The 15395-nt window shown below is 44.4% G+C and carries 11 protein-coding genes and 1 riboswitch; of the genes, 8 read left to right on the top strand and 3 right to left on the bottom strand.

Features of this window, described 5'->3' with window-relative positions; all coding sequences use genetic code 11:
- Positions 1-100 precede the first annotated feature (100 nt).
- The 3 genes from MHI55_RS18165 to MHI55_RS18155 are packed head-to-tail and all read left to right on the top strand — an operon-like array spanning position 101 to position 3502.
- The gene (locus MHI55_RS18165; protein WP_143780983.1) at positions 101-1315 is read left to right on the top strand and encodes a hypothetical protein; all 1215 of its coding nucleotides are present in this window, start codon (positions 101-103) and stop codon (positions 1313-1315) included.
- Entirely contained in the window at positions 1308-2006 is a 699-nt protein-coding gene (locus MHI55_RS18160) for a response regulator transcription factor (protein WP_017688086.1), read from the top strand. Before MHI55_RS18165 ends, MHI55_RS18160 begins: the two co-directional genes overlap by 8 nt.
- A complete protein-coding gene (locus MHI55_RS18155; RefSeq protein WP_339186895.1) occupies positions 2003-3502 on the top strand; it encodes a HAMP domain-containing sensor histidine kinase in 1500 nt (499 codons plus the stop codon). The genes MHI55_RS18160 and MHI55_RS18155 overlap by 4 nt, the downstream gene beginning before the upstream one ends.
- A 121-nt stretch (positions 3503-3623) precedes the next feature.
- On the opposite strand, the gene MHI55_RS18150 is transcribed toward MHI55_RS18155, so the two are convergent.
- Entirely contained in the window at positions 3624-4850 is a 1227-nt protein-coding gene (locus MHI55_RS18150; protein WP_339186896.1) for a glucose-1-phosphate adenylyltransferase, read from the bottom strand.
- Positions 4851-5043: 193 nt separating this feature from the next.
- Between MHI55_RS18150 and glgB the strand changes: the two genes are divergently transcribed.
- Both glgB and glgA read left to right on the top strand, forming a co-directional pair.
- On the top strand, positions 5044-7050 hold the full coding sequence (glgB, locus tag MHI55_RS18145; RefSeq protein ID WP_340386556.1) for a 1,4-alpha-glucan branching protein GlgB: 2007 nt from the start codon (positions 5044-5046) through the stop codon (positions 7048-7050).
- A complete protein-coding gene (gene glgA / locus MHI55_RS18140) occupies positions 7047-8489 on the top strand; it encodes a glycogen synthase GlgA (RefSeq protein ID WP_340386554.1) in 1443 nt (480 codons plus the stop codon). The genes glgB and glgA overlap by 4 nt, the downstream gene beginning before the upstream one ends.
- A 145-nt stretch (positions 8490-8634) precedes the next feature.
- On the opposite strand, the gene MHI55_RS18135 is transcribed toward glgA, so the two are convergent.
- Positions 8635-10401, bottom strand: a complete 1767-nt coding sequence (locus MHI55_RS18135) for an alpha-glycosidase (protein WP_339186898.1) — start codon at positions 10399-10401, stop codon at positions 8635-8637.
- Positions 10402-10669: 268 nt separating this feature from the next.
- On the bottom strand, positions 10670-11845 hold the full coding sequence (locus MHI55_RS18130; RefSeq protein WP_036673816.1) for a M20 family metallopeptidase: 1176 nt from the start codon (positions 11843-11845) through the stop codon (positions 10670-10672).
- 184 nt (positions 11846-12029) lie between these two features.
- Between MHI55_RS18130 and MHI55_RS18125 the strand changes: the two genes are divergently transcribed.
- The 3 genes from MHI55_RS18125 to MHI55_RS18115 all read left to right on the top strand — a co-directional run bounded on the left by MHI55_RS18125 (position 12030) and on the right by MHI55_RS18115 (position 15292).
- A complete protein-coding gene (locus MHI55_RS18125; RefSeq protein ID WP_083677436.1) occupies positions 12030-13493 on the top strand; it encodes an ABC transporter permease subunit in 1464 nt (487 codons plus the stop codon).
- The gene (locus tag MHI55_RS18120; RefSeq protein WP_036613682.1) at positions 13480-14202 is read left to right on the top strand and encodes an amino acid ABC transporter ATP-binding protein; all 723 of its coding nucleotides are present in this window, start codon (positions 13480-13482) and stop codon (positions 14200-14202) included. Before MHI55_RS18125 ends, MHI55_RS18120 begins: the two co-directional genes overlap by 14 nt.
- Before the next feature lie 218 nt (positions 14203-14420).
- A riboswitch (cyclic di-AMP (ydaO/yuaA leader) is annotated at positions 14421-14615 on the top strand.
- A 2-nt stretch (positions 14616-14617) separates the two neighbouring features.
- Positions 14618-15292, top strand: a complete 675-nt coding sequence (locus tag MHI55_RS18115) for a 3D domain-containing protein (protein ID WP_036673815.1) — start codon at positions 14618-14620, stop codon at positions 15290-15292.
- Positions 15293-15395: the final 103 nt, after the last annotated feature.

Genomic DNA, 15395 nt, shown 5'->3' with positions numbered 1-15395 from the left:
TAATTCACGGTGGGGACGCTTTGTAGCAGCAGGAACTATGGCAATTATGCTTGGTTCTGTTCTAAGCGGATGCACAGTCATAAGTGACCCCAAGGGTTTGATGAGAAAACCAATGATGTCCACCGATAAGGAGAAACTGTACAACGTGGTTCAGGTTAAACTGCCGCCAGAGAGTACATTGATTCGTCCCAAGGATATGAATAATACCAGCATGATTCGGGTGGAAGACCTGAATGGGGATGGAACTCGGGAAGCGATTGTTTTTTATGAGACACCAAATGAGAATGTGCGAATCCATGGCATGATTTTGGAAGAGCAGGGAGGCACATGGGTTAAAAAACTTACATTTGATGTGCCGGGAAATGAGTTGCAATCCTTTAAAGTATTGGATATTACGAATGACGGAAATCCGGATATTATTCTTGGTGTAAGCCTGCAGGAGCAGAAAGCCCTGACTGCATATTCCTACAAGGGCGGGGCACTGGAGCAGGTCTTGGGTGGAGTTCCGTATAATCAATATATCATTGATGATGCGCAGGGGAACACGCTGGATTTGAGCGGAGATGGTAAAAGTGATTTTGTTATCATTTCGCTGAACAACAGCGGTTTTGCAACGATTGCGTTATACCAGTACGAAGATGGCAGCTTCAAGGAAGTTGATCGGGTGCAGACCGATTATACCGTTAAAGAAGTTTATAATGCTCTGGGCGGAGAGATTGCCAAAGGACAGATGGGCATTGTACTGGATGCCGAGCTGGATGATCGGAGTTCCTTCTCGCAAATTATGTATGTTAAAGATAACAAGTTAGTCAATGCTTTCAAATCACCGGATCAAACGTATAGAGATGACAAAATTTTAAGCGGTGATGTTGATAATGATGGTATTATTGAGTTTGGGCTCAAAGAGACTCCAAAAGGTTGGGAGCATTACGTATTTGACTCTCGGTTGTGGTTTTACACCTATTATCAGTGGGATGGCAAAGATAGCAAGAAATTTGTCTCATTCCAATTCCGAGATGATGCTGATTTATTCCATCTAAATCTCAAGCCAGAGTGGTACGGTAAGATCACTATTGACACCAAATCGGAGAAGGAAAAATATATTCGATTTAAAATGATTGATACGGACGAAACCGTAGCAGAGATCAAATATTTCACCCTTTCCAAGTGGGAACAGGAGAAGGGTAAAAGCTGGAAGGAAATTACGCGTACCAAAGATCGGGTTATTGCTTCACGGGTAGCACAATCAGAGGCGGGTAAAGATGCACTGAGCAATACTTCTCAGCTGAATAGAAAGGGAGAACTTAATGAGTAAAGTACTTATTCTTGAGGATGAAGAATCCATCCGCAGTTTTATAGTGATTAATTTAAAGAGAAACGGATTCGAAGTGCTTGAAGCGGGTGACGGTCATGAAGCGCTTCGCATACTGCAGACAGTACCGGATATTGATCTGGCTCTGCTGGATGTTATGGTACCAGGTATTGATGGATTTGAGGTGTGTCGACGCATCCGTGAAACCAATGAACGTCTGGGCATCATCTTTTTGACAGCGAAAGTGCAGGAACAGGATAAAGTGTACGCACTCTCCGTTGGTGCAGATGATCACGTCAGCAAGCCTTTCAGCCCAACAGAGTTGATTGCACGTATTCAGTCATTGTTACGCCGGGTGAACGTGCATCGGGAAACTGCGGCAAAGGTTACGTTCCAGTCCGGGCCATTTTCACTGGACCTGATCTCGAAGCAATTCAAGAAACAGAATGAAGCGATTGAATTGACTCCAACGGAGTTTTCCTTGATTCAGTTTTTCCTGGAAAAAGAAAATACACCGCTCAGCCGCGATGTATTGTTAGATCACGTATGGGGAAAAGAGTACATGGGTGATCCCAAAATTGTGGATGTCAACATTCGTCGTCTGCGTCAGAAAATTGAGAACAATCCTTCCGAGCCCGAATACCTGCAGACTGTATGGGGTCACGGGTACAAATGGAAGGGCCGGGAGCAATGATTAAAAAAGGCATTACTCGGCAGATCGTACTACATTATTTCTTTGTAGTTTTTCTCGCTCTGCTGTTGGTCGAATTCGTATTTATGTTGGCAGTTCAAAGGTATTATTATGAGAGTATCTACAATACGATTAGTACCCACATTTCTAATTCAAAGGACTTTTTCGAGCCGATCGCTCGTGAGAATACTACGGAGGATGGCAATAATCTGTCTAGACTCCTTGTGAACTTGGCATTGTCCAATACTGAATTGGAAATTTTGGATCTGAACGGGCGCGTATTGGCGAGTTCGACTGCTTTTGAATCTGACCGTGCTGTGCTGCAAACCAGTGATATTATGCAGGCTCTGAATGGGGATATGGGACGCTGGATTGGAAGACAACCAGGTACTGGAGAATCCGTCATGGCCGTTTCACACAAGTTTGATCTGGGCGGCGAAAATACTTATGTTATTCGATATCTGACATCACTTGAAGATGTGAATTCAAAGCTGTTGAATATGGGACTACTCGCCGCTGCCGTCGGTGTTGGCGTGCTTGCTATAGTGTTGATCATCAGTATTGGTATGGCAAATTCCATCGTACGTCCAATTAACAACATCACCGCAGTATCTGCCCAAATGGCTAGAGGACGGCTGGATGTCAGGGTTAAGGGGAATTATAAGTACGAACTGGGCGAATTGGCATCAACACTTAACTTCATGGCACATGAAATCGTGCGCAGTAATCAGATCAAAGATGATTTTATCTCTTCGATCTCACATGAATTAAGAACACCTCTGACCAGTATCAAAGGCTGGAGCGAGACACTGGATTCAGGCGGTTATGATCCGGAAGAGACCCGTATCGGTATGGGTATTATCTCCAAGGAAACCGAACGACTGATTGGACTTGTTGAAGAGATGCTGGATTTTTCCAAATTGCAGCAGAATCAGATGAAGCTGGTCAAAGGAACCGTCAACATTCGTGAAATTGTACAGGAAACGATGTTGAATGTCTGGGCCAAAGCGGAACAAAAACAGGTCCATCTCAAGTTGGAAACGGACGAGACTCGTGCTTATAATGTCCATGGAGACGGTAACAGACTGAAACAAGTCTTCCTGAATGTTGTGGATAATGCGATCAAATTTTCACATGAGAATTCCTGGATCTTCTTGTCGGTCAAAGAGGAGAATGGTCAGATCATTGCAGCTGTTCAGGACACCGGTATCGGAATTAGTGAAGAACATTTAATTAAAGTACGGGACCGCTTCTTCCAGGTGAATCATCAAAATGGGGGAACGGGACTGGGTCTTGCGATTACGCAGGAACTGGTAGAACTGCATGAGGGAACGATCACGATGCAAAGTGAACTCGGATCGGGGACAACCGTTACGGTTACGTTACCGGCTGTGGCTGCGGAGATGGGTCCAGAAGAACCTGTAACCGCGTCTGGTGATGCTGAAGTCACAGATGAGCGAACAGCAAGCGATACAAAATCAGATCTAGAAAAGTCTTAAGGTTTTAAAAGATAAGCGATTTTTCTACCTGATGATCGAGCATGTACGCTTTATAACTTCCATATCAACATCAACACCAAAAAAAGGTGAGCCATCCAAGGCTCACCTTTTTTGCATATTCTTATGAAGAAAGTTCGCCAGTGCGCAGGCGTCCACTTTTCTCATATACTTCTTTCAACATACGAACAGGTTGCGTACGGACAGCCGGTTTGGCAGAGACGATCTCGTTAGGTCCAACGACCACAATTTCATCTGCTGTACCTTTAACGATTGCACCGTCCTTGATTATTGCACCTTCACCGATGATGGCGCGTTCGATGTGAACCCCACGGCCTATGCGTGCGTTAGGCATAACAACACTGTCTTTAACCTCAGAGCCTTTACCCACTTCTGCACCGCAGAAGATAACGGAACGTTCTGAACGACCTTCGATTGCACAAGAGTCGTGAATCATGGAAGTAACATGTTCGATCTTTGTATGTCTTGCTTTGTAAGCACTTGGCTTGGAGCGCCAGTCGCGAGTAAACATCGGCCAGTTTTCTTTTTGCAGACTCCAGTCTTCCTCGTTGTGTAACAGATCCATATGTGCATCCCATAGGCTCTTAACCGTACCTACATCTTTCCAATAACCATTAAAGTTATAGACAAAGAGGGGATTATTTTCGTTCAACATTTGAGGAATCACATCTTTACCGAAGTCATGGCTGGATTCAGGATTAGCGGCATCTTCCAACAGATGGCGTTTCAGATAATCCCATTTGAACATGTAAATGCCCATTGAAGCCAGATTACTTTTTGGTTCAGCCGGTTTCTCGGCAAACTCGGTTACACGCAAATCAGCATCGGCAGCCATGATCCCAAAGCGATGTGCTTCATCCCATGGAACTTCCATAACTGAAATCGTTGCTGCGGCATTATTGGCTTGATGAGCCTCCAACATATCGCGATAATTCATATGATAAATATGGTCACCCGACAAAATTAGAACATTTTCGGGGTTTTGTTGATCAATATAGTCGATATTTTTATAAATAGCATCCGCCGTTCCCAAGTATTCGTCATTTCCTGTATGATAAGATGGAAGCAAGGATATTTCTGCCTCACTTGAGTTGCCATGTCCCCATGGTTCTCCTCCACCGATGTGATCGTGTAAAGATTCCGCTTGGTACTGCGTCAATACTCCTACAGTATCGATCCCTGAGTTTACGCAGTTACTGAGAGGAAAATCGATGATCCGGTAGTGCCCGCCAAACGGTACAGCGGGTTTTGCGATACTCGAGGTTAAAGGGGCTAATCGCTTCCCTTCTCCTCCCGCCAACAGCATAGCGATGCAATCTTTATTAAACATAATCGTTTCCCTCCCAAAATATTGTGCATTGTAGTACATCATTAACGCAAAGTAGAGCAGATGAAACGATTGTTACTGTAAAAATTCAGAAAAAAGACAACATTTTCTAAACCACCGCATTTTTCTTTTCAACTTGGCTAGACTGGGGTAATGGTTACTGTTATATCTATTTTCTTGAGAAGAAGGTGATCTCTTGGCCATTCAACCGTTAGCACACCCGGACATATTGCCGGAGCATATTTATTTATTTCATGAAGGTAACCTTCATCACAGTTATCGAATGTTGGGCGCGCAGCCTGAGACTTGCGATGGCCTTCGGGGGTATCGCTTTACCGTATGGGCACCAAATGCCGTAGAAGTAGGACTGGCTCTGGACCGCAATGAATGGAAAGGCGAAAAGGAACCTTTATATAAGATACCCGAATCAGGATTTTGGAGTCGTTTTTTTCCGGAAATCAGCGAAGGAACTTTATACAAGTTCCGTATATTAACGGAAGATGGAACAGAATTGCTCAAAGCGGACCCATATGCGTTTCAAGCAGAGGTTCGACCTCAGACAGCCTCTGTCACCAGTTCAATCGAAGGGTACAAATGGAATGATGGAGCCTGGAGACGCAAACAACGTGCCATGTATAACAAACCTCTACATATTTACGAAATGCACATGGGAACCTGGAAGCGCAATGAAGACGGAAGCCTCTATAGTTATCGCGAGATGGCTGATTTGCTTGTTCCTTACTTATTAGAAATGAAATATACACATGTTGAAATGATGCCCCTCAGTGAGCATCCATATGACCTTTCGTGGGGCTACCAAAACACAGGGTTTTATGCGCCAACCAGTCGTTATGGGCATCCAAAAGATCTGATGTATCTAGTGGATACACTACATCAGGCAGGGATTGGCGTATTGCTGGATTGGGTACCTGCACATTTTGCCAAAGACGCTCATGGGTTGCGTATGTTTGATGGTACGCCTTTGTATGAGTATGCAGATCCGATGTTAGCAGAGAAGCCGGGCTGGGGCACACTTAGCTTTGACTACTCGAAACCTGAGATTCGTTCATTTCTGATCTCCAATGCATTATATTGGATGGAGATGTATCATTTTGACGGACTCCGTGTTGATGCGGTTACGAGTATGCTTCGGCTTGATTTTGAGAAGCAGCCAGGACAATATCGTACCAATGATGAAGGTGGTCTTGAGAACAAGGAAGCTGTAGCCTTTTTGCAGCAGCTGAATGAGACAGTGTTCAAATATTTCCCTTATGCGTTGATGATGGCTGAAGAATCTAGTGCATGGCCTATGGTGACTTTACCTGTAGATGAAGGTGGTCTGGGTTTTAACTACAAATGGAACATGGGCTGGATGAACGATACGCTTGATTACATGGAATCTGATTTTCATGAGCGTCCTTCCAAACATCATTTGCTGACTTTCCCGGTCGTATACTCCTTTGCTGAAAATTATGTGCTACCTCTGTCACATGACGAGGTTGTTCATGGCAAAAAGTCGCTCCTCGACAAGATGCCAGGAACTTATGAGCAGAAATTTGCCGGCATGCGTGCTTTTCTGGGCTATTTTATGACTTTCCCAGGGAAAAAGCTGTTGTTTATGGGTGGAGACTTTGGCCAGTTCATCGAATGGAAAGATGAGGATCAACTGGATTGGTTCTTACTGGATTATGACAGTCACCGCAATTTGCATAAGTTTGAGCGTGAGCTGTCTAACCTGTACTTGAGTGAAAAAGCTTTGTGGGAGCTTGATCATTCCCTAGACGGTTATGAATGGATCACTCCGGATGATCAGGACCAGAGTGTCATTTCATACGTACGCAAAGGAAAAAAACCTGCGGATACACTCCTTGTGCTCATTAACTTTCAGCCGGTCAAGCGGGAGCGTTACCGGATTGGTGTCATGCGTCCCGGTATGTATACCGAAGTTCTGAACAGTGACCATTCCGTTTACGGCGGTTCAGGCATTACTAATGATATGCAACTGCCTACCGAAAAGATTCCTTTTCATGGGCATCCGCATAGTCTCGAATTGGTATTACCTCCGCTTAGCATCGTGATTCTAAAAAAGAACACACGTCGGAAAACGGATGAATCACCTGCGAGTATAACTTCCGTCAGTTCAAAAACGAAGAATAAAAATGAAAGCAACACGCTCAAACCGAAGAGGAGGACAAAGGCATGAATATTCTATTTGCTGCTGCTGAAGTACATCCATTTATCAAAACAGGAGGCCTTGCTGACGTAATCGGTGCTCTCCCGTTTGCATTGAAGAAGAGCGGGGCAGATGTGCGGGTGATTATGCCTAAGTACAAGGGGATTCCCGATGAGTATAAAGACGCGTTACAGCCCGTAATTACAACGGATGTGCCTCTTGGCTGGCGCAGGCCCTATTGTGGAATAGAAATGCTGGTTCATGATGGAATTCCAGTTTATTTTGTGGATAATGAGTATTATTTTGGGCGTGATGGAGTGTACGGTTATATGGATGATGGCGAGCGTTTCGCCTTCTTCAACCGTGCAGTTCTCGAAGTGTTGCCACAGATTGAGTTCAAGCCTGACGTGTTGCACAGTCATGACTGGCATGCAGGAATGATTCCTTTGGTGCTTGAAGCACACTACAGACACGATCCATTCTACAGTGATATTCGTACGGTATTCACCATACATAACTTGTTGTATCAAGGGGTATTCCCGCATCAGTTATTCAGTGATATCCTTGAGCTGGACGATCGATATTTCACCGTGGATGGAGCCGAGTATTACGGTAATGTCAACTTCCTAAAGGCTGGAATTGTCTACGCTGACCATGTAACAACCGTTAGTCCAACTTACGCACAGGAAGTGAAAACATCTTATTACGGATACGGTCTGGACGGACTGCTTAGTTCACTTGGAGATCGATTCAGCGGGATTGTAAATGGCATTGATACCAAGAGTTACAACCCGGCTACAGACACCAAGATCCCGGTGAAATACAGAACAAGTCTGTCCAAGAAAACGGAAAACAAAATTGAGCTGCAAAAGGAACTTGGACTTCCTGTTCGTCCTGATGCACCTCTTATGGTCATGGTCACAAGGCTTGTGGATTCCAAAGGACTTGACTTGGTCTGCCGTATCCTGGATGAATTGTTGTATTATGATGATATTCAATTCGCTGTACTTGGAACAGGGGAGCAGTCCTATGAACACTGGTTCCGTGAAGCCGCGAATCGTTATCCACTTAAAATGTCTGCACAGATCAAGTTCAACGACGGATTATCCCGTCGGTTTTATGCAGGCAGTGATATCTTCCTGATGCCGTCCAGATTCGAACCGTGTGGTATTAGTCAGTTACTGGCTCTGCGGTACGGTAGTGTGCCTCTCGTAAGGGAAACAGGCGGTCTGAACGATACTGTGCAGGCATATAACGAGTTTACTGGAGAAGGTAATGGTTTCTCATTCACAAGCTTTAACGCTCATGACATGATGAGTACCATTCGGCGTGCTGAGGAGATCTACAAACAGCCAGAACACTGGAAGAAAATTGTGAAAAATGCAATGGGCGGAGAATACAGCTGGAATGTCTCAGCTGAAGAATATATGGATATTTATCGTCGGATCACACTTGACCTTGTAAATTGATGTAGTCTTGAATGAGTCACAGCACATGATGCTGTGGCTTTTTTAATCAAATAAACAAAACACTTCCAAAGTTCAGAATGAAGTATCATCTGAGACGGTGGAAGTGTTTTTCTTTTCTTTTATATGACTGTTCAGAATTTAAACCTCAGCAGTGTTGGATGGTTGTCGGATCAAGCTGTCTATACAAAATGCGGTACCCATAGGGGTCAAGCTTAATATTCATCATTCCATCGGTTGGAAACACAGGCTCTTCAGTTAATGCGTCTTTCCAGTCTTTTGTTTCCATAGGATGAGAGAGCGTTCGATCTTGAGGTGTATTGTTCATCCATACGGTAAAGTGAAGGTTGTCATCCACACGCTCGTAGACGATACAGGGATCATTGTGATCAGCCTTGAGGAATCGGAAGCGTCCTTTGCGCAGGGCTTCATTGCTTTTGCGTAGATCGATCATCAGACTATAGAAATCATACAATTCTCTGTCTTGCTTGTCCGGGTCCCATTCCATACATTTTCGACAATCCGGGTCAGCATCACCACTAATCCCAACTTCGTCGCCGTAGAAGATACAAGGTGTACCGATATAGGTGAAAAGAAATACAACCGACAACTTTAAACGGCGTTTGTCTTCTCCTAACCGGGTGAGCAGTCGTGGGGTATCGTGGCTGCACAGCATATTAAAGATCACTTCATTGGTTTGTTGCGGATAGCGCATAATCAGTGAACCCATCTCGTTGGCAAAATGATAACCGTCCATTGAACCACAGAAGAACTGAAGCACTTTGTCGGCAAATGGATAATTCATGACGGAATCGAATTGATCTCCCATAAGCCAGGTCAAGGAGTCGCTCCATACTTCACCAACAATATAGGCTTCAGGGTTCGCTGCCTTAACGACCTTGCGAAAATCACGCCAGAAATGGTTGTCCACCTCATTTGCTACATCCAGACGCCACCCATCCAGCTTAATTTCCTTGATCCAGTACTCAGCTACATCAAGTAGATATGCCTTAACCTCAGGGTTGGCTGTATTGAACTTGGGCATGTTGCCATAGAACCCAAATGTATCGTAGGTTGGTATACCATCCTTGATCTGAACCGGATATTCATTGATGTGGAACCAATCGGCATACTTGGAGTTTTTTCCATTCTGGAGAACGTCTTGAAAAGGAGGGAAGTCTTCGCTGCAATGGTTAAACACCGCGTCAAGCATGACACGTATACCCAGGCGATGACATTCTTCTGTCAATTGTTTAAGCAGGGCATTATCACCGAAATGGGGGTCGACTTTTTTATAATCAATCGTGTCGTATTTGTGGTAGGAATTGGCCTGGAATAACGGGGTAAAGTAAATGGCGTTCACGCCAAGTTCAGTTAGGTCATACAGATGATCCAGCACACCTTGCAGATCTCCACCAAAATAATTGTCCAACTCAGGTTTGCCACCCCAGTCATGCGTTTCTTTTGGATTCAGCTTGGGATCTCCATTAGCAAACCGTTCCGTCATGATCTGATAAAAGACGGCTTCTTTGGCCCACTCGGGCACCTTAAACACATCAATTTCATGTATATACGAGAACTCATAATATCCTCCAGTTGGATAGGGGGTCTCATAATGAATTCCGTTATCCGCAAGAAAAACATCTTCTGAACCGGCAGTTATCCGAAATATATAAGTGAGACGTTTGAATTGTGGCTTGACGGCAGCCTCCCAATAATCAAACATGTTATCAGAAGCAGCCTTCTCCAATTGAATTTCCTTGTATGTTCCGTTCCAATCGTACTTATCTCCGGTCAGTGCAGTCACGTAGTGCACATCATTACGTTTGGTTCGTACGCGCAGATGTATGGTAGACGAATTATAAGCATAAGCCCATTTGTCACGAGGAACATGATACATGGCTTCGAGCAGCATGACAGCACCTCCTGAATATAGGATAAGTTATGAAAACCAGTCTTTTTGAACACGCACTTATAGTTATAATTAACCAAGTTAGCCAGCAAACGAATCACATTTACTGTAATAAAATGTATTATTTTCATCGTTTTCAAAGGTTTCTTTCACAGCATTTCCAGCTTTGTGCTGAATATACTTACAGCTAATTTAGAAAAAAGGGTGCCCTGAACAGCTTGGAATTCAAGATTGTTCAGGGCACCCCTATATAACATGTTGAAAGTGAATTTTAGCGAATAGCTTGCTCGAACTCCGTGCGGATGGTTTGAAGCAGCTCTGGCTGGCTCAGTACGTCATAGGCTGTTGTTGCAAGTGCCTTGGCTCCCAGAATCATGCCATCCAGCGCACGCTCCTGAAGTGCAAGGTCACGGAAGGCTATGGAGTGCAGTGTATGCACCTCGTCTACAACACGAATGTAGGGATGAATTGCAGGACATTTCAGGGAAACGTTACCTATGTCCATAGAGCCGTGATCATTACCACTCACAATCTCTTCTTGCGGGATCCCAAGTTCCATCAGATTTTGACTAAACGCAGCTGAGAATGCTTCATTGGTAACCATCTCGTCATAGGACGTTTCATAGTTGGATGTCACCAGCTTGCATCCTGTCTGGAGAGCAGAACCTTCAGCGATCTGAATCACACGTTCTGTGAGGATATTCAGTTCTTTGCGAGTTGCTGCCCGTACATAAAATTGCGCAGAAGCATAGTCAGGAATGATGTTTGCTGCCTGACCTCCGTTGTTGATCACACCATGAATCCGAACGCTGCTTTTAACTTGTTGCCGAAATGCATTGATTCCGTTGAACGTTTGAATGACAGCATCAAGTGCATTAATACCTTCGTGCGGACTTGCAGCGGCATGTGAAGATCGGCCATGGAATTCAAATTGCACTGCATCAATAGCCAGTGAGCTGCCTGACTTTTCGTAGGCATAATATGGATGCGCCATGAGAGCGACATCACAGTCATCGAACAAACCTGCTTCAGCCATCGGAACTTTGGCACCACGTGTCTCTTCAGCGGGGGTACCAAACACTTTAATGGTTCCACCTACTTCATCCAGAATAGATTTTAGCCCAACAGCGGCCCCAAGACTCATCATACAGATCAGATGGTGACCACAAGCGTGACCGATCTCCGGCAAGGCGTCATATTCGCACAATAAAGCAATGGTAGGGCCTGGTTTGGCGGCTGAATAGGTTCCGATAAAGGCTGTCTCCAGACCAAGGATTGGAGCCTCTACAGTGAAACCGTGGAAGAGCAGTTCTTCTTTCAAACGGGCAGAAGCGAGATACTCTTCATTTCCCAGTTCGGGGTTGGCACCGATATATGATGAAATGGTTTTAAAACGGGAAGCATATTGATCAATAACCGTTAGAATTTGTGATTTGTTAGCTGTCATTAGTAAACTCCTTATGCAAAAATGAAAATAATTCATTGATTATATCATGTTTGCTTTATTTTTTTCAGAAACAAGTCAAGATTTGTATTGTCAAAATGCATTGCATAATCATGCATTGTACTTTATAATGACTCAGTCATCAACATGAGAAGCATACAAAGTATTGTAAGGGGAGAGAAAAAGGTTGAAATTAATAAGTCGTTACACCATGATGCTGTTGACCTTTGTTATTCTGCTGACGACTGCCGTTCCTGTGGCACTTGCTAGTGGAACTACAGATAATTCAAGCAGTAAAAAGCTGGTGCTCGGTACAAGTGCCGATTTTGCACCATATGAATTCCATAAAGTGATTAATGGCAAAGATGAAATCGTCGGCTTCGATATTGAGATCGCCAAAGAGATTGCCAAAGATCTTGGCGCTGAGCTTGTGATTGAGGATATGGGCTTCGACGGTCTTCTGCCTTCATTGCAGAGCGGGCGTGTTGATCTGGTGATTTCAGGTATGACGCCGACGGATGAGCGGAAGAAAAGTATCGATTTTTCCGACACCTATTATAAGTCAAAACAAGTGATTATGGTTCGCAATGTGGATAAAGACAAATATCCAACCATGGCAGAACTTGAAAATGCGAAGATTGGCGTTCAGAAAGGCTCCATTCAGGAAACGATCGGACAGAGTATTCCAGGAGCGAAGCTTACTGCGCTGGATAAAATCTCGGATATCGTGCTTCAACTGCAAACAAAACGCATTGACGCGGCAATCGTTGAAGATACCGTTGCTGTAGGTTATCTGGACGATATCATTGGACTTGCTGCTGCTGTTCCGGACGAAGAGCAAGCAGAAGCGGCAATCGGGATTCGTAAAGGTAATACCGAGCTGCTAGCTGCAGTAAATGGAACACTGGAGCGACTGAAAAGCGAAGATAAAATCAATCAGATGGTGACGGACGCCAGCCTCTTGATGGCGGATAAAGCGAACAAATCACAAAATATTTTCCAAGTATTCTGGGAGTACAAAAGTTTCTATGCTACAGGTGTAGGATACACACTTCTGTTGTCTGCACTTGGGGTTATCTTCGGGGTAATTATTGGATTGATCATCTGTTTGTTCCGTTTGCATGACGCTGCAATCTTGCGCTGGATCGGTACGGCTTACGTTGAAGTGATCCGTGGCACACCGATGTTGGTACAGTTGATGATTATTTACTATGGTTTTTCCCTGAGCTTTGGCATTAACTTCACTGCACTTCAGGCAGGTATCATTACACTTTCAATCAATAGTGGTGCCTATCTGGCGGAGATTTTCCGTGCAGGTATCCAAGGTGTGGATCGTGGTCAGTTGGAGGCAGCGCGTTCATTAGGTATGGGAAGAGGCGCCGCGATGCGTTATATCATATTGCCACAAGCCTTCAAAGCTGTATTACCAGCGATCGGTAATGAATTCATAACTATCATCAAAGAATCCTCCATTATCTCCGTTATCGGTATGGTGGACATTATGTATCAGGCAAGTGTAGTCAAGAACATTACGTACCAAGGCTTGAGTCCATTTTTGATTGCAGCAGCCATCTACTTTGTAATGACGTTCATTTTGTCCAAGCTGCTGGGACGACTGGAAAGGAAGTTGAGTGCAAGTGATAGACGTTAGACAATTACACAAATCTTATGGAAATAACGATGTGCTTAAGGGCATAAACGTGACGATTGGCAAAGGTGAGGTTGTCGTGGTCATCGGTCCTTCTGGTTCAGGTAAAAGTACGTTCTTGCGTTGTCTGAATCTGCTGGAACAGCCTACCTCAGGAGAGATTGATTTTGAAGGCGTGTCAATCACGGACCCCAAGCATAACATTAACGCAACTCGTGAGAAAATGGGCATGGTGTTCCAGCACTTCAACCTGTTCCCACACAAAACGGTAGAGCAAAACATTACGATTGCTCCAATTAAAGTGAAGAAACAATCCACTCAGGAAGCGGAAAAAATTGCTGCTGATCTGCTTAACACCGTGGGCTTGTACGATAAAAAAGATACATTCCCGAATCAGCTGTCTGGTGGACAGAAGCAGCGGATCGCCATTGCTAGAGCATTGGCCATGCAGCCGCATGTGATGCTGTTTGACGAGCCTACGTCGGCACTGGATCCTGAGATGGTCGGCGAAGTGCTGGATGTCATGAAACGTCTTGCAGAAGGCGGAATGACGATGGTCATCGTAACCCATGAGATGGGTTTCGCACGTGAAGTGGGAGACCGCATCTTGTTCATGGATGGCGGGGTTATTGTGGAAGAGGGAACACCTGATGAGGTGTTTGGAGCACCCAAAAATTCACGTACACGTGATTTTCTTGCGAAAGTACTCTAAACGATGTGATCAAATAGCGTTACTGACTTCGAGTCGGTAACGCTATTTTTTATGGATAATAATGACGTATGGATTCGGAAAAGTAACTATTCTGTTACCAAATGTAAAGGAATCGGGTCAACCAAACTTTCTGAATTAACCAGTATTCTTACAAATGCTTACATGCTAAAAACCATTTGGTAAGAATTACTACAAGTTCAGGTTACAAAATTGTGATATATTGAACTCTGCCGAAACTTCCGGACAGGGAGTGCGGGGGATGTAACGATGCAGATTGTGCAGGGGGAAGATCTACAGCACACTGCTTGGGGTGAATTGGGTACATAACGTTTCAAATGTAACGAAGAACCTATAGGGTGGGCTCCTCATCCGAATCCGACAACTAACTTCGCAGGCACAATGAGGGAGGAAGACCATGATTAACAAGAAACGTATAGCCAAAACAGCAGTAGCATTAATGACAACAGCAATGCTCATTCAAGCCGTTCCGGCTCACGCCGATTCAGTTCATGTGGCCAAAGAAGGGGATACCTTCTACACCTTATCAAAACAATATGGAGTAGCACTCAACACGTTAATTAAAGCAAACAACGACATTTCGGCTTACAACATTTATGGTGGTTTGAAAATTACGATTCCCGGTAAGGCAAACAATGTAGCAGACGCTGCGGCAACGGAGAGCAAGACCCAAGCGAAGACTGTTACTACAGCAAGCTTGGACGTCAACGCAGATAATAAAGTTGTTCAAGCCTGGGGTAAAACATTCGATTACAGCAAAGCTGTGAACGTAAAAGCAACGGCATACTCTGCAGATCCGTCTGAAAATGGAGGCTGGGGTGCAGTCGATTATTTCGGAAATGACCTTGAACTGGGTACGATTGCAGTTGATCCAAGTGTAATTCCACTTGGAACCAAAGTACTGGTAACTGGTCACAGCCATCCAGGATTGCCAAAACAGGCTTTTGTAGCCACAGCGCGGGATGTGGGCGGTGCAATCAAGGGTCACCGGATTGATATCTTTATCCCGGGTAGCAAACAGTCTGTAAGCTCATTTGGTTTTCAGGATATCGAGCTGTACATTCTGAAGTAGAGAGAAAATAACATTTAAAATGAATTCAAACAGGGTGTCTGCCAGTCGCTAATTCGCGATTGAACAGCACCCTTTTAATATTCTCATTATTTGTTATCACGGT

The organism is Paenibacillus sp. FSL E2-0151, assembly GCF_037993015.1.
GTDB classification, from domain to species: domain Bacteria; phylum Bacillota; class Bacilli; order Paenibacillales; family Paenibacillaceae; genus Paenibacillus; species Paenibacillus amylolyticus.
Note: the sequence above shows the minus strand (reverse complement) of the source record. Positions and strands in the feature narration are given on the sequence as shown.

Coding starts and splice junctions, on each gene's coding strand:
- glgA (WP_340386554.1), top strand. CDS start 7,047: ATGAATATTCTATTTGCTGCTGCTGAAGTACATCCATTTATCAAAACA.
- MHI55_RS18115 (WP_036673815.1), top strand. CDS start 14,618: ATGATTAACAAGAAACGTATAGCCAAAACAGCAGTAGCATTAATGACA.
- MHI55_RS18130 (WP_036673816.1), bottom strand. CDS start 11,845: ATGACAGCTAACAAATCACAAATTCTAACGGTTATTGATCAATATGCT.
- MHI55_RS18150 (WP_339186896.1), bottom strand. CDS start 4,850: ATGTTTAATAAAGATTGCATCGCTATGCTGTTGGCGGGAGGAGAAGGG.
- MHI55_RS18155 (WP_339186895.1), top strand. CDS start 2,003: ATGATTAAAAAAGGCATTACTCGGCAGATCGTACTACATTATTTCTTT.
- MHI55_RS18135 (WP_339186898.1), bottom strand. CDS start 10,401: ATGCTGCTCGAAGCCATGTATCATGTTCCTCGTGACAAATGGGCTTAT.
- MHI55_RS18165 (WP_143780983.1), top strand. CDS start 101: ATGAGAAAACCAATGATGTCCACCGATAAGGAGAAACTGTACAACGTG.
- MHI55_RS18160 (WP_017688086.1), top strand. CDS start 1,308: ATGAGTAAAGTACTTATTCTTGAGGATGAAGAATCCATCCGCAGTTTT.